We start from the raw sequence: 18,031 nt of genomic DNA on the forward strand, positions 1-18,031 counted from the left end.
ACGCATTGTTTTCCTTGGCGCGGCACTGCCTCTACTGGCGGGCGCGGCGCAGATTCAGACATCGCCCGAGCTTGGCAAGGCGGAAGGCCAGTGCCGGCCCGGCGAAAGCGGACCGGCGTTTCTGGTCGATCTGGTCGGCGTCAAGGATCGCGCGGGCCGAGTGAAAATCGAGGTCTACCCGGCCACCGATGGCGATTTCCTCGCCGACGACAATATCCTGCTCATGGCGGGCAAGACCTTTCGCCGCGTGGAAGTGCCGGTGCCGGCCGAGCCCGTCCCGCGGCTGTGCATCCGCATACCCGGTCCCGGCACCTATGCAGTGACGGTGCTGCACGATCGCAACGCCGATCACAAGTTCAGCCTCTCCCAGGATGGTGTCGGATTCTCGGCCAATCCCAGGCTGGGCTGGTCGAAGCCGAAGGCCGCGGCTGTAGCGGTGAATGCGGGTGGCGGGCTAACGACATTGCGCGTCGTGATGAATTACCGTACCGGGCTGTTCTCGTTCGGGCCGCTCAAGAGATCGTAGGTACTCGCATGAAGCTCGTCGACGTCTGCGCCTTCTACGCGCCCAAAGGTGGCGGCGTACGCACGTATGTTGATCGCAAGCTGAAGGCCGGAGCGGCCTTGGGCCACGAAGTCGTCGTCATCGCGCCGGGCGAGGAAAACCGCATCGAGGAACGCGGGCCGAACGCGCGGATCGTGTGGCTCAAGAGCACGGTGTTCCCGCTCGATTTCAACTACCGCTACTTCAGCGACGTGCCAGCCCTCTACGAAGCGCTGGACCGCGAAGCGCCGGACATGGTCGAGGCGTCTTCGCCCTGGCGCAGCGCGAGCCTTGTCGGCGAATGGCACGGCACAGCGCCGCGCGCGCTGATCATGCATGCCGATCCGCTTTCGGCCTATGCCTACCGCTGGTTCGATGGCGTTGCCCCGCGCCCGGTGATCGACAAGGCTTTCGATCGCTACTGGCGCCACTTGCGCAAGCTCGACACGCAGTTCGACATGATCGTGAGCACGAGCCAGGGCCTTTCGGACCGGCTGACCAGAGGCGGCCTTGGCAGCGTGGTGACGAACCCGATGGGCGTCGATCCGGGCGTATTCGCCCCCGCCCACCGCGACGAACGGCTGCGCAAGGGCCTGCTCGAGCTGTGCGAGCTGCCCGAGGAGGCGACGCTGCTGATAGGCGTGGGCCGCTTCGCCCCGGAGAAGCGCTGGCCGATGCTGGTCGATGCGGTGACCGCCGCCGGCACGCGCCGCCCCGTGGGCATGGTGCTGGCAGGCCAGGGCCGCGATCTCAAGGCCATCGAGAAGCGCATCGGCGGCAATCCGCATATCCGCATCCTCGAGCCGATCACCAACCGGGCCGAACTGGCGCGCGTGATGGCGAGCGCCGATGCGCTGGTCCATGGCTGCGAGGCCGAAACCTTCTGCATGGTCGCTGCCGAGGCGCGCGCCAGCGGCCTGCCCCTCATCGCCCCCGACGAAGGCGGTGCGGCGGATCAGGCGCGGGCATCGGGCGGCTGGATCTACGAATCCGCCAATGCGTCGGCAGCAGCGGAAACCATTGTGGAATATTGCATCGCGCGCGAAAGCGGGATCGATGGTCCGCGTGCCAGCATCCCCTCACCCCGCGTGATGGATGATCACTTCGCCGAACTGTTCGCCAGCTACGAACGGCTCGTGTCCGATGCACGCCGCCAGCCGGACCCGCGCCGCGCGGCCTGATCCGGCGCGCTCAGCCAGCCGGCTGGAGCACTGCGGAATCGAACACCACATGTTCCTCCACCGCCATGCCATCGGCGATGCGCATGCGATCGATGCCGTTCCATGTCCGCGTTTCACCGCCGATCCGGGCGCTGGCCTGCCAGAAGATGTAAAGCAGATCGCCTGACCCCGCACAGTCGAGCGGGGTGACCGTGAAGGCTTCCATCGCGGCGAGAGTGCCGGCCATGACATCGATGTATTCGCGGCCCGAAAAGCTGCCGACCCCGCTGAAATGAATGACCGCGTGCGGTGCGATGAGCTCGGCGACACGGGGACCGCTGGGGGCGGCCCAGAACGACTGGAACCGGGCGTAGAAATCGGCGTGTTCGGGGGTCAGTTGGGGCATGGTTGCGGCTGTCATGGCGATCTCCCGGGCGATTCCCGATCAGACCGGGTCGCCATGGCAAATTTATGTGCGGAGCGCACTTATTGGTCAAGTTGATATTTGTGCCGAACGCACATATCACCCTGCGATGACCGACCGGACCGCCAATCTCCTCGGCGCGCTGGGCCTTGCGGTGGCTGACCGCATTGGCGAAGCGGCGCGGCAGACCCTGAACCACGCGGGCGAAACCCCTGCGGCGCTGGTGGTCATCGGCTATGGCCTCGGGCCCTCGAACGACCAGCTGCGGCGCATCCTCGGGCTTTCGCATCCCGGCTGCGTGCGGCTGGTGGACCGCCTGGTGGCGGACGGCCTTGTCGAGCGCCGTGAAGGACACGACCGCCGCGCCATCGCGCTGCACCTCACCCCGCAGGGAGATGCGCTGCGCGAAGCGTTGCTCAAGGAACGCCTCGCCATGATCCGTCCGGTGCTCGAGCCGCTGACGAGCGACGAGGAGCAGACGCTGGCGGCACTGCTGCACAAGCTGCTGGCCTCGCTACCCGCCACGGACCTCGAGCGCTGCACGCTGTGCCGCTTGTGCGACAATGGCGTCTGCACCGACTGTCCGATCCCGGCCGAGTTCCGCACAGCCGCACCCAAGCCTTGAGCGGCTGGCGCAGCTTTTTCACTTTATCGAACAAATGGGACGACATTATCCGGATTTTCCGGATCTACGCATGCGCCTATCCAGCTCTCAACAGACCGGACGCCCCCGCCCGGCATGACAAGCAAAGGATCACGCCATGACCACCACCACTGCCTCCGTCACCTCGGCCCCGAGTTCCGCTCCCGCCACCGGCCACGTTCTCGCCGCCGCCGGCCGCGTGCTGATCGCCGCGATCTTCATCCTCAGCGGCATCGGCAAGATCGCCAATCCGGAAGCCACCATCGGCTACATCGCCAGCGCCGGCCTGCCCTTCGCCCCGGCTGCGCTGATCGCGGCGGCGCTGATCGAGGTCGGCGGCGGTCTTGCCCTCATCGCCGGGTTTCGCACGCGCTTCGTGGCGCTGGCGCTTGCCGGCTTCAGCGTTGTCGCAGCGCTCGCCTTTCACGCCCAGTTCGCTGACCAGAACCAGTTCATCCACTTCCTGAAGAACCTCGCCATGGCCGGCGGCCTGCTGCAGGTCGCAGCTTTCGGCTCGGGCCGGATCGGCCTCGACAAGCGCTGATCGCGCCTGCTGCCCGAACGAAAAACGGCGGCCGGATCGCTCCGGCCGCCGTCATTTCGTGTGCGGTGCGCGCTGCGATCAGAACTTGATCGAAGCGTCGAAACCGAAGGTGCGCGGCATATTGAAGTTGCCGTAGTCGCCCAGCACGCTGCCGTTGTTGCCGATCACGACAACGTTCCGGCCCTGCGCATCGTTGGTCTGGACAGCGGGAAGGCTGTTCGACGGATCGCGGCGGTAGACGAACTGGTAGTTGAACAGGTTGCGGCTCCACAGCCCGATGTTGAGCTTGTTGGAACCACCGCCGAGGTTGATGTCCATCACCGAGAGGCGGGCGTTGACGATGAAGCTCGAGTCAGCCTTGGTTGCAAACTGGTCGAAGCTCTGCGTTGCCTGCGCGTAGTTGGCATCGACGTGGAACTTGGGGCGGGCCCCGCCAAGGATTTCAGGCAGTTCGTAATCGATCGACGCGCTCGCAGCGTTGCGCGGCGTGTAGACGATGTAGAACTTCTGATTGACGGTGGTGCTGAACAGTGCGGTGCCCGCGCTGTTGAACTGCGTGTACGTTACCGGCACCAGCGGAATGTCGGTGTAGGTATAGGCATACGAGAGGTTCATGGTCAGGCGGCTGACCGGCTTCACCGTGAGGTCCGCTTCGATGCCGCGGATCTTGGTGGTACCCGGGGCGTTGAACGTCACGAGGTTGTTGAAGTTGCCGGTCGCGGTCGGCTGGATCGTCGAAAGGTCGACCTGGCTGCCGGTGCGGTCCATGATGTAACCCGCGAGGTTGAGGCGGGCACGACGGCCGAACAGGTCAGCCTTCACACCGATTTCGTAGCTCTTGACGTCTTCCGGGTTGAACGCGCGGTAGTCCGAGGTGCGCGAGCTGGCACCGCCGGCACGATAGCCGGTCGCGTACTTGGCATAGGCATGGACATCGTTGTTGAAATCGTAGGCAACGGTGACCAGCGGGTTGAACCGGCGCCACTTCCGGTCGAGCGGCTGGTAGCCGTTCTGCGCGGCGATCGTCGGGTTGGCCCGATAGTCGACGTTGCGCGACCAGGTCAGCTGGCCCTGCTTCTCATCCCAAGTGTAGCGTCCGCCCACCGTGATGTGGAGCTGCTCGTTCGCATTCCAGGTGGCCTGACCGAACACCGCATAGCTCTTGGAATTGACCTGCGAGGCGCGATCGATCGGGCAACCGTTCACAGCCTGACCGACAAACTCCGGCGTATCGGCGGTGCAGAACACGTTGGGCACGTAAGTGGCCTGCGTCGGCGTGTTGTAGATCACGCGCATCGAGTTCGGCGTGGCGGCCGTGTCGCTCACGTGTTCGTTGAAATAGAACAGCCCGGCGACGTAATCGACGGAGCCGATCGTGCCGACAGCCTGGATTTCCTGGCTGAACTGGCGCTGACGCAAGTCGGCAAGGCTGTAGCGGCTGAACGTGCAGTTCGACGGGCCGTTCGCAGTGCACTCGGGACGGTAGTTGACGACCGGCACACGGTGCGCGCCGCCCGAGTTGTCCCACTGCTGCACGTCGACACCGCGCCATGCGGTGATCGAGCGGAGCTCGACTTCGGGCGAGATCTTCCACTTCAGGACGTTGGTGAAGCCATGCGTCTCGTCGAAGCTGCGGCGCTGCGGCACGCCAATGTCGGCCTCGCGCATCAGGGTGTCGCCGTTCACCACGACGCCGGGGAGCAGCGGACGAATGGTGCCCTGCGTGCCGACAAATGCGGTGCCGGGGGTGATGCAGGTGCTGCCGGCGGGGATCGCCAGCGGTGCGCTGTTCGAACCGCCACTGAGGCAGTTCTCAGGGTTGTAGTTGAGCAGCTGGCTGTAGAACGGCGTGTTCTCGTCGCGCGCGACGTCATAGGTGAAGTCGTTGGTCACGCCGTCAACCGGCTTCCAGCGCACAGCGGCACGGAAGCCCTTGCGATCGAACAGGCCCCAGCCTTCCTCGCCGCGGAGCGGATTCTTGGTCACCGGATCCTGGTGCTGGTAGACACCGTCGAGCTTGATCGAGAAACCCTTGAACTCGGGCAGGTTGAGGTGGATCGCTCCGCTGCGCGAACCGATGTTGCCAACGCTGCCATCGATGCTGCCGCCGAATTCGCCGGTGGGTGCCTTCGAGACGAGCGAGAGCGCGCCGCCTTCGGTGTTGCGGCCAAACAGCGTGCCCTGCGGGCCCTTGAGCACTTCAACGCGCTCGATGTCGAACAGGCCGGTGTTGAGGCCGTGCTGGCGGCCGAGGTAGACGCCGTCGATGTAGATGCCGACGCCCTGTTCGCGGGCGGGCTGGTTGGCATCGAGCGGCACGATGCCGCGAATGCCAATGGTCAGCGCCGACTGGCGCGCTTCGAAGGTCGCGACGCGGAGGCTTGGTACGCCGCCGTCAGCGAGGTCGAGCAGGCTCTGCACGCGGCGCTCGCGGATGGTTTCGGCATTGACCACCGAGATGGAGATCGGGGTCTTCTGCAGGTTGGTCTCGCGCTTGGTCGCGGTGACGACGATTTCCTCGATCGGCACGCCGTCCGGCAAGCCTGCGGCGGGCGCAGGCGCGGCTTCGGCCTGCTCATCGACTGCGGCGGCGAAGGCGGGGGTCGCCGCGAACGCGACGAGGCACACGCCGGCCAGCAGGCCGGTGCGCAGCGAGTTTGCGAGTTTCATAGATAACCTCAGTTAGGGAGAGTGCGTCTCTGCTGAGGGGGCTCTAGTCGGGTTTCGTGACAGTTTTCTGACAGACTGCCACATTTTGTCATTCAAGAATGGCGGATTTCCGTGGTTTGCAACGTACTGTTGCGTGAAATCCACCACATTATTAAATCACTGCAACATTTTCAGATCGCCGATCCAGTCAGGTTCGGTTCAGATTGGGCATCTAAAGTAGGTATTACCTCCTAGCGGACGTTAATTTTACCTCCACGCAGGTAGAAGCGCAGGGCGAGGCCGGTCGAGTCCGTATCTTAACGGTCAGTGGCACGTGAGCCACGCTTCGTCGCAACAGCAAGGCCATGGGGGTTGGATCATCAACCTTTGCGTGGCCTTAGTCATGCCCGGGATCGCCAACGCGTTCGGGGTTTGCTGGGACAATGATTATCAACCGGCGCCATTTTCTTGGCGCCCTTGCCGGAACCGCTGCATCGCTTGCCTTACCGCGCGAGGGCTCGCAGGCGCAGGAAGCCGAACTGCCGGGTGGCACGTTCTGGGGCACCTTGCCTGTGCCCGATGAGATCGCACCGGTCGTCCAGGGTGAACCCGTCACCATCGCGCGCTCGGGCATTCTGCCGCTCATCCCGCGCGCACTGGCCGCGCTGGACCAGCACGGCGCGGCGATCTCGGTGCGCGACCGGATCGGCATCGTCGATTTTTCGCAGCCTTCACGGCAGGCGCGCTTCCATATCGTCGACCTTGTCGGCGGCACGGTTTCCACGCCGCTGCTCGTCGCGCATGGCCGGGGGTCGGACCCGGCGAATCGCGGCATTGCCGAACACTTCTCGAATCTGATGGACTCCGAAGCCTCCTCGCGCGGCAGCTATGTCACGGGCGAGCTTTACTATGGCAAGCATGGCCGCTCGCGGCGGCTGGTCGGGCTCGATCCGGATAACGACCGGGCGCTGCAGCGCGGCATCGTGATCCATGCGGCAAGCTATGTGTCACCCGCCGTCGTCGCCGCGCAGGGCCGCGTCGGCCGCAGCCAGGGCTGCTTCGCGGTGAACCCGCGCGAGATCAACCAGGTGCTTGAATCGCTCGGCGCTGGCCGCCTGCTCTTTGCGGCGACCTAGAGCCTGTCCTGATGAGGTGGAGGCATCGTCATCGCGTCAGGAAGCTTCTCGGCAAGGAGCGCCGCGCAGTGCGGGCTGGTAGCCCGTGCCAGCGGCGCGACGCTGTCCGAGAGGCTTCCTGACGCGACCCCGAAGGGGCGGGCCGCTTTTGGCCCATCGCAGCGTTGATCGTCAGTCACTATAGGCCAGCATAGCTCCCTCCTCTCGCCTCGCGCTGGGCCAAAATCGGCTCCGTGCCGATGCCTCCACCTCATCAGGACAGGCTCTGAGCCGGCTTCTTCTGCAACAGCGCCATCCTGAGGCACCGGCAGACGACTTCGTCCCGCTGGTTGAGCGCCTCGTGCGCAAAGGTCACGATCCCCGCATCGGGGCGCGACTTGCTCGCGCGCAGTTCCACCACTTCACTGGTCGCGCGCAGGGTATCGCCGAGGAATACGGGCGCGGGCATCACCAGCTTGTCATAGCCCAGATTGGCAACCAGCGTGCCGACGGTGGTATCGCCCACCGAAAGCCCCACCATCAGCGCAAACGTGAAAGTGCCGTTCACAAGGATCTGGCCAAACTCGCTCGCCCGCGCGGCTTCGGCATCGATATGCAGCGGCTGCGGGTTGTGCGTCATCACCGAGAACAGCAGGTTGTCCGTCTCGGTCACCGTCCGCCGGATCTCGTGCGCGATCCTGTCGCCCACCTGCCATTCATCGAAGTAGCGCCCTGCCATTCTATCCAATCCCTTCATCCCCAAACCGTTCTTGTCGAGCGAAGTCGAGACACAGTGCGCGGTGTCTCGACTTCGCTCGACACGAACGGATGTGGCTTATTCCGCCTTCTCCACCCGCACCAGCAAGGCTTCCACCTGCACTTGCGAGCCCACCGCCACAGTCAGCTCCGCCACCGTCCCATCAAACGGCGCGGTGAGTGCGTGCTCCATCTTCATCGCTTCGAGGACGAGCAGCTTCTGGCCCTTGGTGACGGTATCGCCTGCCGAAACTTCCACCGCGATGACCTTGCCGGGCATGGGGGCGAGGATGGCGCCGTCGCCGGCGTGATGGGTGTTCGTACCCCGAGATTCGCGGACCGTGATGCGGACCGTTTCACCGATGGAGGAGGAGAAAACTGCGTCTCCGATGCGTTCGGCGGGAAAATGGCGCTCGTGGTCCTCGTTAAGTTCGTAGTCGAGGCGGCCAACCATGGGCTTCCCGTCGACACTGAGGAGCACCTCCCCCTCCGCCTCAGCATTGAGACGAAAACCCGTCAGTCCAATGGGGATGGCAGGCGAGGTCAATAGCTTTGCAGCGTGAACCAAGGCCGACCCGCTCGGGCCTTCATCCTCGGCAAAGCGGGAGGGGTGTTCCTCGATGAAGGCGGTCGATAATCGTTCCCTGTTGAAATCTGGTTCAACCAGCAGGCCGAACAGCATTGATGCGTTTGTCTTGACCGGCCAGCAGCCAACCTGACCTACCGCCTGCGTCAGCGCAACCGCAGCTTCCAAGCGATCCGGCCCATGGGCGATCATCTTCGCGATCATCGGATCATAGAACGGGGTAACCTCGTCACCCTCCTCGAACCCACTATCAACGCGAAGCCTCGAATCGTAGTGGTTCCAGTTCCAGGTTCCATCCACGGCCTTGTATTCATAGGGCTCGAGTTTTTCAGGCAGTCGGAAGTATTCCAGCTTCCCGATGCTGGGCAGCGAGCCCTTTGTTGGATCTTCCGCGTAAAGGCGCGCCTCGATGGCGTGGCCTTTGATCCGGATATGATCCTGCCGCCTCGGCAGCGCCTCCCCGCTCGCCACCCGCAGCTGCCATTCCACCAGATCGACGCCGGTGATCATCTCCGTCACCGGATGCTCCACCTGCAGCCGGGTGTTCATTTCCATGAACCAGATGCGGTCGGCGCGCAGGCCCTCGCTGGCATCCGCGATAAACTCGATCGTGCCCGCGCCGACATAATCGACCGCCTTCGCCGCCTTCACCGCCGCCGCGCAGAGCGCCTCGCGGGTCGCTTCGTCCATGCCCGGCGCGGGGGCTTCCTCAATCACTTTCTGGTGGCGGCGCTGAAGCGAGCAATCGCGCTCGAACAAGTGCACCACATTACCGTGCGTATCGCCGAAGACCTGCACCTCGATATGGCGCGGGCGCTGGATATACTTCTCGATCAGCACATGCGCGTTGCCAAACGAAGCCGCCGCCTCGCGCTGGCACGAGGCGAGCGCGTCGGCAAAGTCCGCCGCCGCCTCCACCTTTCGCATCCCCTTCCCGCCCCCGCCCGCGACGGCCTTGATCAGCACCGGATAACCGATCTCGCCAGCGCGCTCCGCAAGGAAGGTCGGGTCCTGATTCCCGCCCATATAGCCCGGCGTAACGGGCACACCCGCCGCCGCCATCAGCGCCTTGGCCGCATCCTTCAGGCCCATCGCGGTGATCGAGGCGGGCTTCGGCCCCACCCAGATCAGCCCCGCATCGATCACCGCCTGCGCAAACTCGGCATTCTCGGAAAGAAACCCATACCCCGGATGAATCGCCTCCGCACCCGTCGCCTTGGCAGCAGCGATGATCTTCTCCCCCACCAGATAGCTCTCGCGCGCGGGTGACGGCCCGATATGCACCGCCTCGTCCGCCTGCCGCACATGCAGCGCCTTGGCATCGGCATCGGAATAGACGGCAATGGTGCGAATGCCCCGGCCCCGCGCCGTGCGGATGATGCGGCAGGCAATCTCGCCGCGATTGGCGATGAGCAGGGACTGGATCATGCGCCGCACCCTTCCGTGCGTGAGGAAAACGTCAGGTTCATCACTTTCCACTGGCCGTTTTCGCGCACCAGATCGAAGTGATCGAAACCGCAACTGACGAGCTTGCCCTCGATCGAGACGGTGAACGGCGCCCAGACCATCGCGACATCGCCGTCACGCTCGATCACCATGTCGCCGATCTCCTCATGGAAGCCCGCGCCCAGCTTCATCGCGCCGGCGTACTCGGCAAAGCTCTGGCTGCGCAGCCCGGTGTACCCGCTGCGCAGCGTACCGCGCGCGGTGACGCGGCCCTGCGGATAGACCAGCTCAAGGAGCGCCGGACCATCGCCGGCTTCAAGCTTGGCAAACAGCGCATAGACGACAGCCATTACCTCCTTGTCGCCAAAATCGGGCGGCGGGAGGCGGTCGGCCTGAGGGAGTGGCTGCGCAGCGAGCGCAAGGGCGGAGAGGAGCGTGATCATGGGCATCACATCCGAAACACCCCAAACCGGGGCGCCTCCGCTATCGGCGTTTCCAGACACACCCCCAGCGCCAGCCCGAGTACATCGCGGGTCTGCACCGGATCGATCACCCCGTCGTCCCACAGCCGCGCCGTCGCGTAATAAGGATTGCCCTCATCCTCATACTTCTGCCGGATCGGCGCCTTGAACGCCTCGGCCTCCTCCGGCGTCCATTTGTCCGCATCGCGGTGGACGGTCGCCAGCACCGAAGCCGCCTGCTCCCCGCCCATCACGCTGATGCGGGCATTGGGCCAGGTGAAGAGGAAGCGCGGATCATAGGCCCGCCCGCACATGCCATAATTGCCCGCGCCGAAGCTGCCGCCGATCAGCACGGTCAGCTTGGGCACTTGCGCAGTGGCGACAGCTGTCACCAGCTTGGCGCCATGCTTTGCAATGCCTTCGGCCTCATACTTGCCGCCGACCATGAAGCCTGAAATGTTCTGCAGGAACAGCAGCGGAATGCGGCGCTGGCAGGCGAGTTCGATGAAATGCGCGCCCTTGACCGCGCTCTCGCTGAACAACACCCCGTTGTTGGCAAGGATCGCCACCGGCATGCCCCAGATATGCGCAAAGCCGCAGACCAAAGTGGTGCCGTAAAGCGCCTTGAACTCGTGGAACTCGCTGCCATCCACGATCCGCGCAATCACCTCATGCACATCATAAGGCGCGCGGACGTCTTCGGGGATGATGGAGTATAGGTCCTCCGCGTCATACTTGGGCGGGCGAGGTACAAAAATAGGGACAGTCCCCATTTTCGCATCACCCCCTCCGCTTCCCCCACCAGCTTGCCCGAAAATGGGGACTGTCCCTATTTTTGTGCCGAGGTGCGACACGATATCGCGCACGATGGTCAGCGCATGCTCGTCATTGTCAGCCAGATGATCGACCACGCCCGATTTGCGTGCATGCAGATCGCCGCCGCCCAGTGCTTCGGCGCTGATTTCCTCACCCGTCGCGGCCTTCACCAAGGGCGGCCCCGCAAGGAAGATCGTGCCTTGTTCGCGCACGATCACGCTTTCATCGCTCATCGCGGGGACATAGGCGCCGCCGGCGGTGCAGCTGCCCATCACGCTGGCGATCTGCGGAATGCCCGCCGCGCTCATCTGCGCCTGATTGTAGAAGAACCGCCCGAAATGGTCGCGGTCCGGAAAGACCTCGGCCTGGTTGGGCAGGTTCGCCCCGCCGCTGTCGACGAGGTAGATGCACGGCAGACGGTTTTCCCGAGCAATTTCCTGCGCGCGTATGTGCTTCTTCACCGTCATCGGGAAGTAGGTGCCACCCTTCACCGTCGCATCATTGGCGAAGATCATGCACTGGCGACCCGATACGCGCCCAATCCCGGTAATGATGCCAGCGCCGGGCACTTCGTCACCATACATCCCGTTCGCGGCGAGTTGGCCGAGTTCAAGGAACGGCGAGCCGGGATCGAGCAGGCGCTCGACGCGGTCACGGGGCAAGAGCTTGCCCCGCGACACATGCCGGGCGCGGGACTTTTCATCGCCGCCGAGTGCGGCCTTGGCGACGCGCGCGCGCAGCTCTGCCGCCAGCGCCCGGTTGTGCGCGGCCCGCGCCTGCGCTTCGGGGCTGGAAAGGTCGAGATTGGAGGATAGGACAGGGGCGCTCATGCGCAAGGCTCCAGATCAGTCACGCGGCAACTCGCGGATTTCGACAGTGCCACCCGCTTCATAGACGGGATTGCCGGTGAGGAAGGTTTCGGCTTCGGCAAGGCTCTCGGCGCGGATGCGGAGGAAGCCCACCAGCGGGAGCGCAGCCAGCCAGCCAGCCCCGCCCTTGCGGTAGCGCCCGCCAGACCCGATAGAGCTCCCGCCATCAAATTGGCCTGAGGCATGGAGGCGTGCGAAATAGGCATCCCACAGCGTGTCGTCTTCAGGCGAGATCGCATCATCGTGCAGGAAGAAGATGAAATCCTTCACCCTCACGCCCCCTGCATCGAAAGCGATTGCGCCGATTGGACCATTTCCCAGGTGTTCCATTCCTCGACGATCTGCCCGCCCCGGATCACCGCGAGGTTGATGCCGACCATCGTCATCGGCTCGCCGCTCTCGCGGCTGCGGACATGCGCGGTCATGCGAGTCGCTACCTTCTCGCCATCCACGAATTGGTCCTCGACGATGAAGGCATCGGGCGCATAGTCGAAGATCGCGTGGAAATTGAGGATACTCTGGCGAAACTCCGCCCAGTTGCGGTCCCCGGCCGAGGTGTGGCCGATATAGTCGGGGGCGATGAGCGGCTCCATCGCGTCCACATCGGCGCGTGCGTAGCAATCGATCAGCCGCCGGAACACGGCTTTCCTGTCTTCGGCAGTCTCGGCAGCCATCGCGCGTCCCCTTACCCCTGCGCCCCGATCAGTTCGCGCCCGATCAGCATGCGCCGGATCTCGTTCGTCCCCGCGCCGATATCGAGCAGCTTGGCATCGCGCAGATAGCGCTCGACCGGCCAGTCCTTGGTATAGCCCGCCCCGCCCAGCGCCTGCACCGCCTCGCCCGCCACACGGAAGGCGTTCTCGCTCGACATCAGGATCACGCCCGCCGCATCGAAGCGCGTCGTCTGCCCCGCATCCGCCGCACGCGCCACCGCATAAGTATAGGCCCGCGCCGATTGCAGCGCGACATACATGTCCGCCACTTTGCCCTGCATCAGCTGGAACGCGCCGATGGGTTTGCCGAACTGCTTGCGCTCCCGCACGTAGGGGATGACCGTGTCGAGGCAGGCCTGCATGATGCCGAGCGAAATGCCCGCCAGAACCACGCGTTCGTAATCAAGGCCGCTCATCAGCACGCCCACGCCGCCATGCAGCGGCCCCATCACATTCTCTTCCGGCACGAAGCAATCGTTGAACACCAGCTCCGCCGTGGGTGAGCCACGCATGCCCATCTTGTCGATCTTCTGGCCGATCGAGAAACCGGCCATGTCCTTCTCGATCAGGAACGCGGTGATGCCCCGGCTGGCGGCCTCCGGTGCGGTCTTGGCATAGACCACCAGCGTATCGGCATAGGCCGAGTTGGTGATCCAGAACTTGGTGCCGTTGAGCAGGAAGCCGCCCTGCACGCTATCCGCACGCAGTTTCATCGAGACGACGTCCGATCCCGCGCCCGCTTCCGACATGGCAAGGCTGCCGATGTGCTCGCCTGAAATCAGCTTCGGCAGATACTTCGCCTTCTGCTCGTCATTGCCCCAGCGGCGGATCTGGTTGACGCAAAGGTTCGAATGCGCGCCATAGCTGAGGCCGACCGAAGCCGAGGCGCGGCTGACTTCCTCGACCGCCATGATGTGATCGAGATAGCCGAGCCCAAGCCCACCCCATTCCTCTTCCACGGTGATGCCATGCAGGCCCAGCTCGCCCATCGCGGGCCACAGATCGCGCGGAAACCAATCTTCTGCATCGACCTTGGCGGCCAGCGGCGCAATCTTCTCGTCGGCAAAGCGGCCCGCCGCCTCGCGGATCATCAGGGCGCTTTCGGGCAGGGCGAAATCAAGCTCGGGCGTCGCGCGCATGTCAGGTCAGGCTCCTCTTTATGCGGGCAATCTATGGCAAATCCGAGCTTCGGAAAAATTGAATTTTTGGCGAGAGCTCTATAGGAAAAACCTATGCTGAACCGCCGCCACCTCCGCCAGTTCCTTGCACTTGTCGATACCGGCTCGTTCACCGCGGCGGCGAACCAGCTGCATGTGGCGCAGCCCACGCTCTCGGCCGGGATTGCCGAACTGGAACGCACGCTCGGCGCGGCGGTCATCGTGCGCGAGCGGCGCGCGCTGCGGCTGACCGAGGCGGGCAACCGGCTGCTGATCCACGCGCGCGCGATCGAGCGCGAGTTCGGGCTGGCCGAGCGCGGGGTGCTCGCCGCGCCCGCCCCGGCCCCGATCCTGCGGCTGGGGGTGATCGCCTCGCTTTCCACGCGCATGGTCTCCGCGATTGCCGCACGCTTTGCCGCCGCAAGCGATGGACGCGCGCGGCTGATGCTCACCGAAGGCACCGATGCGGAGCTGCGGCGGCGGCTGGCGGAGCACCGGCTGGACGGCGTGCTCACCACGCTGCGTGGCGGCGAGACGGGGGCGGACGTGCTGCTTGAGGAAGGCTACGCAATGATCTTGCCCACCGCCCACCGCCTTGCCGCGCAGGGCAGCCTGCAGCCCGAGGAACTGGCAGGCGAAACGATGATCGCGCGGCGCAGTTGCGAGATTCTGGCCGAGACCAGCCGCTTCTTCACCGCACGCGGGGTGCGGCCGCACTTTGCCTTTCGCGGCGCCAACGACGATCGCTGCCTTGCGCTGGTGGCAGCCGGTGCCGGCGTGACGACCGCGCCGGTCTCGCTCGCCGGGCCGGGCACGGTGGCGGTGACCTTGCAAGGCTATGACTTTCGCCGCCGGATCGGGCTGATCGTGGCGGAGGGGCAGGATGATCTGCTGGCGGCCAGCGGACTGCGCCCTGTGCTCGACGAGGTGCTGGCGGAGCAGGACTGATCCGCTCGATTCCGGGTCTATCCCGGCTTGCGATGGGGGACGTTGGCGTGACACCGACCGGGCATGAGCACCGCCGCGCCCCCTTCCGATGCCCCCGCCCCGCCGCGCCGGATCGCGCTGCTCAATGTGAAGTACAGCCCCAATCTGGGTGACGGGCTGCTGTCCGAATGCCTTGAGGCGGAACTGGCGCGCACGTTCCAGACGATCGCGCCGGGCACGGAGGTGTTCTCGATCGATCTGGCCGGGCGGCGCGCCTATCCCGCCATCGCCCCCAGCCGCCGCGCCGCGCTGATCAGAGTGCTGGAGGCGCTGCCCGCCAGGCTCCGGCAGCTGGCGACCCGGATCGCGCTCGCCGCGCTGGTCCGGCTGCGGCTGCGCCAGCATGTGCGGGCGCGGCTGGCGGGCTGCGATGCGGTGGTGCTGGGCGGGGGCAATCTCCTCACCGATGCCGATCTCAACTTTCCGATGAAGATCGCGGGCGCGCTTTCGCAGGCAGCGCGGCTGCGGCTGCCGATCGCCGTCTATGGCGTGGGGGCAAACCGGCAGTGGTCGAAGGCCGGGCGCCGCCTGTTCGGCCGGGCGCTCGGCGGCGCGAAACTGGCGCATGCGGCGGTGCGCGATGCCCGCAGCCAATCCGCCTGGCGCGATCTGCTGGTGCCGCAGGGCGTGCGCCCCGCGGCGCTGAGCGGCGATCCGGGGCTGCTTGCCAGCTGCCATTTTCCGCGCCCGCCGCTGCCGTTCGATGCGCCGCTCGCCGGTCTGTGCATAACCGCGCCGATGGCGCTGCGCTACCACGCGACCGGGCCTGGTCCGACTGATGGCACCACGCTCGATGCCTGGTATGCGGCGGCCGCGCGCGCGCTGGTCGAGGCGGGCTTTCGCGTCGCCCTCTTCACCAATGGCAGCCCGGAAGACCGCGACTATCTCGCAAGGATGGGGCCATCCTGGATCCTTGCCGCCAAGGGGCCGGTAACGCTGACCAACCCGTTCGCCGATCCGGCTGAAATGATCCGCTTCATCGCCGGCTGCCAGCTGATCGTGGCGCACCGCATGCATGCCTGCATTGCCGCGCATTCCTTCGCCATACCCACCATCGGCCTGCGCTGGGACGTGAAGCTCGACAGTTTCTTCGCGCTGGCCGGGCGCGGAAACTATATCGCCGATACGGCCTCGCTGAACGGCCCGGCGCTGACCGCGCTGGCGCGGCAGGCCGTCGCCGAAGGCGTGGACCGGGCCGCACTGGAAGACCTCATTGCCGGCACCAGGAGCGATATCGCGCGCATGGCGGCTGCGCTCGCCCGCGCCATGCAGCCGGCAAAGGAAGCGGCATGAACGCCGGGATCGACCGCATCGTGGTGATCAACGATCTTTCGCACGCCATGGGCGGGGCGAGTGCGCTGGCCGTGGGCTCCGCGCGCCGCTTTGCCGAGCGCGGCTACCGCGTCACCTTGCTGGCTGGCGATGTCCCCGATCCCTCGCTCGGCGCGGCGGGCATTGCGGTGACGGGCCTCGGGCAGGCGCGGCTGATGGGGCGGGCGGGTGCGCTGCTCGATGGTCTGTGGAACCGCTCGGCGGCGCAGATGCTGCGGCGCTGGATCGCGGAAAACGATACGCCGCGCACCGTCTATCACCTCCATGGCTGGTCGCAGATCCTTTCGCCCTCGGTGTTTGCCGCGCTGGCGCCGGTGCGCGACCGGCTGGTGATTTCGGCGCACGATTTCTTCCTCGCCTGCCCCAACGGCGCCTTCACCAACTTCGCGACCGGCGCGCCCTGCCCGCACACCGCGCTTTCGCGCGCCTGCCTTGCCGAAGCGTGCGACCGGCGGGGCCAGGCGCACAAGGCTTGGCGGGTGGCGCGCCATGCGGTGCAGCGCCTTGCCTTCCGACCGCACAGTTCGCCGCCGGTGCTGGCGATCCATGCCGCGATGCGCCCGATGCTGGCACGCGCGGGGATTCCGCCCGAGGTGATCCACCCGCTGCCCAATCCGGTCGTCCCTTTCAGCACGAAGCGGATCGCCGCCGAGCGCAACGACGCAGTGATCTTCGTCGGCCGGATCGAGGCAACCAAGGGCGCCGATCTCGCCCTCGCCGCCGCCCGCCGCGCCTCGCTGCCGATCATCCTCGTGGGTGACGGCGCGGACCGCGCCCGCCTCGCCTCCGAATACCCCGAAGCGCACTTCGCCGGCCGCCTCGTCCCCGCCGATATCGCCCCCCTCGCCGCCACCGCGCGCATGCTGGTGATGCCCAGCCGCTATCCCGAACCCTATGGCCTCGTCGCGATGGAAGCCGCACTGGCGGGCCTGCCGGTCATCCTGCCGCCAACCGCGCTGCTCGCGGCCGATCTTGTCGCAGCAGGAGCAGCGGTCATGGTCGATCCGCAGGATATTGCCGCGCACGCCGCTGTCCTCGCCGCGCTGGCGCAAGATGATGCGAGAGTGGAGGCGATGAGCCACGCGGGCTTTACCGCCACAGGCCACCTCGCGCTCTCACCCGAGGACTGGATCGACCGCCTGCTCGCGCACTATGCCGCACGGCTGGAAGCGCTTCAGGCGCCGGCGGGCGCCCTATCCGCGTCCGGATCGAAGCTGATCGCGGCAGGCGTGTAAGGCGCCGTTTTTTCCGGCACGACAGTCCAGACGCGGCGATCCAGTTCGCCCAGCGGCCGGTAGGGATTGCTGCGGGCCAGTTGGCGCAAGTGCTGCACTTTGATCGGCACGATCACTAGGCTGAGCGTCGCCAGCACAATCGCCCAGCGCCAGAGGTCGAAATGTCCGCTTTGGATGGCAGCCATGAACTCGGCATAGGTCAGCCAGATCGCCAGCGCACCGAGCAATTCGGAACTGCGCTGGTTGGGGAAGGCAAGCAGCGTCAGCACAGCGAGGAAGAGCGAGCCGACCCCCGCCATCTCGAGCGTGAGGCGGTCGGTCACGTAGCCCGCCATCAGCGCAAGGGCGATCAGCAGCGCGCCGATGCGGGCGAACCGGGCGACATGGCCGGGCGTGATGCGGGCAAGCAAGGCGTCCATGAGGAGGACCATGCCCGATCCTGCTCAAGGAACGCTTTCCCCCATTGGTTAACCGCGCGCCAGCGAAAGGCTCCGCATTGGGCCCGGCTGAAAAAGCCCGATATTCAGGGCGTGAGCCCCACTCCGGGGCCGAACCCTAAGGGAGATTGCTCAGATACGGGGCTAATTGCGCGAA

The 18,031-nt window shown here is 65.6% G+C and carries 18 protein-coding genes; 8 read left to right on the plus strand and 10 right to left on the minus strand.

What is annotated here, in order from left to right:
- The first annotated feature begins 4 nt into the window (after nucleotides 1–4).
- Nucleotides 5–526, plus strand: coding sequence for a DUF2141 domain-containing protein (locus K5Q19_RS07325; RefSeq protein WP_292942922.1), 522 nt, complete (start codon nucleotides 5–7; stop codon nucleotides 524–526).
- 8 nt (nucleotides 527–534) lie between these two features.
- The gene (locus K5Q19_RS07330) at nucleotides 535–1,725 is read left to right on the plus strand and encodes a glycosyltransferase (protein ID WP_292942794.1); all 1,191 of its coding nucleotides are present in this window, start codon (nucleotides 535–537) and stop codon (nucleotides 1,723–1,725) included.
- 10 nt (nucleotides 1,726–1,735) lie between these two features.
- On the opposite strand, the gene K5Q19_RS07335 is transcribed toward K5Q19_RS07330, so the two are convergent.
- Nucleotides 1,736–2,125: a nuclear transport factor 2 family protein gene (locus K5Q19_RS07335; protein ID WP_292942797.1), complete on the minus strand. Its 390-nt coding sequence runs from the start codon at nucleotides 2,123–2,125 to the stop codon at nucleotides 1,736–1,738.
- A gap of 112 nt (nucleotides 2,126–2,237) precedes the next feature.
- Here K5Q19_RS07335 and K5Q19_RS07340 point away from each other — a divergent pair, with 112 nt between their 5' ends.
- On the plus strand, nucleotides 2,238–2,753 hold the full coding sequence (locus K5Q19_RS07340; protein ID WP_292942800.1) for a MarR family transcriptional regulator: 516 nt from the start codon (nucleotides 2,238–2,240) through the stop codon (nucleotides 2,751–2,753).
- A 136-nt stretch (nucleotides 2,754–2,889) separates the two neighbouring features.
- The gene (locus K5Q19_RS07345) at nucleotides 2,890–3,315 is read left to right on the plus strand and encodes a DoxX family protein (RefSeq protein ID WP_292942803.1); all 426 of its coding nucleotides are present in this window, start codon (nucleotides 2,890–2,892) and stop codon (nucleotides 3,313–3,315) included.
- Nucleotides 3,316–3,393: 78 nt separating this feature from the next.
- Here K5Q19_RS07345 and K5Q19_RS07350 read toward each other — a convergent pair whose 3' ends face one another.
- The gene (locus K5Q19_RS07350; RefSeq protein WP_292942806.1) at nucleotides 3,394–5,985 is read right to left on the minus strand and encodes a TonB-dependent receptor; all 2,592 of its coding nucleotides are present in this window, start codon (nucleotides 5,983–5,985) and stop codon (nucleotides 3,394–3,396) included.
- 422 nt (nucleotides 5,986–6,407) lie between these two features.
- On the opposite strand from K5Q19_RS07350, the gene K5Q19_RS07355 reads away from it, so the two are divergent.
- Entirely contained in the window at nucleotides 6,408–7,100 is a 693-nt protein-coding gene (locus K5Q19_RS07355; protein WP_292942809.1) for a murein L,D-transpeptidase catalytic domain-containing protein, read from the plus strand.
- A gap of 253 nt (nucleotides 7,101–7,353) precedes the next feature.
- On the opposite strand, the gene K5Q19_RS07360 is transcribed toward K5Q19_RS07355, so the two are convergent.
- From K5Q19_RS07360 to K5Q19_RS07390, 7 genes are all read right to left on the minus strand, one after another.
- Entirely contained in the window at nucleotides 7,354–7,818 is a 465-nt protein-coding gene (locus tag K5Q19_RS07360) for a MaoC family dehydratase (protein ID WP_292942812.1), read from the minus strand.
- A gap of 96 nt (nucleotides 7,819–7,914) precedes the next feature.
- The gene (locus K5Q19_RS07365) at nucleotides 7,915–9,849 is read right to left on the minus strand and encodes a biotin carboxylase N-terminal domain-containing protein (protein ID WP_292942814.1); all 1,935 of its coding nucleotides are present in this window, start codon (nucleotides 9,847–9,849) and stop codon (nucleotides 7,915–7,917) included.
- Nucleotides 9,846–10,310, minus strand: a complete 465-nt coding sequence (locus K5Q19_RS07370) for a nuclear transport factor 2 family protein (RefSeq protein WP_292942817.1) — start codon at nucleotides 10,308–10,310, stop codon at nucleotides 9,846–9,848. The genes K5Q19_RS07365 and K5Q19_RS07370 overlap by 4 nt, the downstream gene beginning before the upstream one ends.
- A gap of 5 nt (nucleotides 10,311–10,315) precedes the next feature.
- Nucleotides 10,316–11,974 (minus strand): carboxyl transferase domain-containing protein, encoded by a 1,659-nt coding sequence (locus tag K5Q19_RS07375; protein WP_292942820.1) that lies wholly within the window; start codon nucleotides 11,972–11,974, stop codon nucleotides 10,316–10,318.
- Between the two features lie 15 nt (nucleotides 11,975–11,989).
- Nucleotides 11,990–12,283 (minus strand): hypothetical protein, encoded by a 294-nt coding sequence (locus tag K5Q19_RS07380; protein WP_292942823.1) that lies wholly within the window; start codon nucleotides 12,281–12,283, stop codon nucleotides 11,990–11,992.
- Nucleotides 12,284–12,285: 2 nt separating this feature from the next.
- On the minus strand, nucleotides 12,286–12,687 hold the full coding sequence (locus tag K5Q19_RS07385; protein WP_292942826.1) for a nuclear transport factor 2 family protein: 402 nt from the start codon (nucleotides 12,685–12,687) through the stop codon (nucleotides 12,286–12,288).
- Nucleotides 12,688–12,698: 11 nt separating this feature from the next.
- On the minus strand, nucleotides 12,699–13,865 hold the full coding sequence (locus K5Q19_RS07390; protein WP_292942829.1) for an isovaleryl-CoA dehydrogenase: 1,167 nt from the start codon (nucleotides 13,863–13,865) through the stop codon (nucleotides 12,699–12,701).
- A 93-nt stretch (nucleotides 13,866–13,958) separates the two neighbouring features.
- Here K5Q19_RS07390 and K5Q19_RS07395 point away from each other — a divergent pair, with 93 nt between their 5' ends.
- From K5Q19_RS07395 to K5Q19_RS07405, 3 genes are all read left to right on the plus strand, one after another.
- Nucleotides 13,959–14,831 (plus strand): LysR family transcriptional regulator, encoded by an 873-nt coding sequence (locus tag K5Q19_RS07395; RefSeq protein WP_292942832.1) that lies wholly within the window; start codon nucleotides 13,959–13,961, stop codon nucleotides 14,829–14,831.
- 63 nt (nucleotides 14,832–14,894) lie between these two features.
- Nucleotides 14,895–16,163: a polysaccharide pyruvyl transferase family protein gene (locus K5Q19_RS07400; RefSeq protein WP_292942835.1), complete on the plus strand. Its 1,269-nt coding sequence runs from the start codon at nucleotides 14,895–14,897 to the stop codon at nucleotides 16,161–16,163.
- Complete coding sequence (locus K5Q19_RS07405; RefSeq protein WP_292942838.1) at nucleotides 16,160–17,437, plus strand: glycosyltransferase family 4 protein; 1,278 nt, start codon at nucleotides 16,160–16,162, stop codon at nucleotides 17,435–17,437. The genes K5Q19_RS07400 and K5Q19_RS07405 overlap by 4 nt, the downstream gene beginning before the upstream one ends.
- Here the strand turns inward: K5Q19_RS07405 and K5Q19_RS07410 are convergent.
- Nucleotides 17,377–17,868 carry a hypothetical protein gene (locus K5Q19_RS07410; protein WP_292942841.1) on the minus strand — a complete coding sequence of 164 codons (492 nt, stop codon included), beginning with the start codon at nucleotides 17,866–17,868 and terminating at the stop codon, nucleotides 17,377–17,379. The genes K5Q19_RS07405 and K5Q19_RS07410 overlap by 61 nt on opposite strands.
- Nucleotides 17,869–18,031 lie beyond the last annotated feature (163 nt).

Source organism: Novosphingobium sp. (assembly GCF_019748365.1).
GTDB lineage: Bacteria > Pseudomonadota > Alphaproteobacteria > Sphingomonadales > Sphingomonadaceae > Novosphingobium.

Bases quoted from the DNA above. Each gene is read 5' to 3' on its own strand.
- K5Q19_RS07330 (WP_292942794.1), top strand. From the start codon at position 535: ATGAAGCTCGTCGACGTCTGCGCCTTCTACGCGCCCAAAGGTGGCGGC.
- K5Q19_RS07335 (WP_292942797.1), bottom strand. From the start codon at position 2,125: ATGACAGCCGCAACCATGCCCCAACTGACCCCCGAACACGCCGATTTC.
- K5Q19_RS07340 (WP_292942800.1), top strand. From the start codon at position 2,238: ATGACCGACCGGACCGCCAATCTCCTCGGCGCGCTGGGCCTTGCGGTG.
- K5Q19_RS07345 (WP_292942803.1), top strand. From the start codon at position 2,890: ATGACCACCACCACTGCCTCCGTCACCTCGGCCCCGAGTTCCGCTCCC.
- K5Q19_RS07350 (WP_292942806.1), bottom strand. From the start codon at position 5,985: ATGAAACTCGCAAACTCGCTGCGCACCGGCCTGCTGGCCGGCGTGTGC.
- K5Q19_RS07355 (WP_292942809.1), top strand. From the start codon at position 6,408: ATGATTATCAACCGGCGCCATTTTCTTGGCGCCCTTGCCGGAACCGCT.
- K5Q19_RS07360 (WP_292942812.1), bottom strand. From the start codon at position 7,818: ATGGCAGGGCGCTACTTCGATGAATGGCAGGTGGGCGACAGGATCGCG.
- K5Q19_RS07365 (WP_292942814.1), bottom strand. From the start codon at position 9,849: ATGATCCAGTCCCTGCTCATCGCCAATCGCGGCGAGATTGCCTGCCGC.
- K5Q19_RS07370 (WP_292942817.1), bottom strand. From the start codon at position 10,310: ATGATCACGCTCCTCTCCGCCCTTGCGCTCGCTGCGCAGCCACTCCCT.
- K5Q19_RS07375 (WP_292942820.1), bottom strand. From the start codon at position 11,974: ATGAGCGCCCCTGTCCTATCCTCCAATCTCGACCTTTCCAGCCCCGAA.
- K5Q19_RS07385 (WP_292942826.1), bottom strand. From the start codon at position 12,687: ATGGCTGCCGAGACTGCCGAAGACAGGAAAGCCGTGTTCCGGCGGCTG.
- K5Q19_RS07390 (WP_292942829.1), bottom strand. From the start codon at position 13,865: ATGCGCGCGACGCCCGAGCTTGATTTCGCCCTGCCCGAAAGCGCCCTG.
- K5Q19_RS07395 (WP_292942832.1), top strand. From the start codon at position 13,959: ATGCTGAACCGCCGCCACCTCCGCCAGTTCCTTGCACTTGTCGATACC.
- K5Q19_RS07400 (WP_292942835.1), top strand. From the start codon at position 14,895: ATGAGCACCGCCGCGCCCCCTTCCGATGCCCCCGCCCCGCCGCGCCGG.
- K5Q19_RS07405 (WP_292942838.1), top strand. From the start codon at position 16,160: ATGAACGCCGGGATCGACCGCATCGTGGTGATCAACGATCTTTCGCAC.
- K5Q19_RS07410 (WP_292942841.1), bottom strand. From the start codon at position 17,868: ATGGTCCTCCTCATGGACGCCTTGCTTGCCCGCATCACGCCCGGCCAT.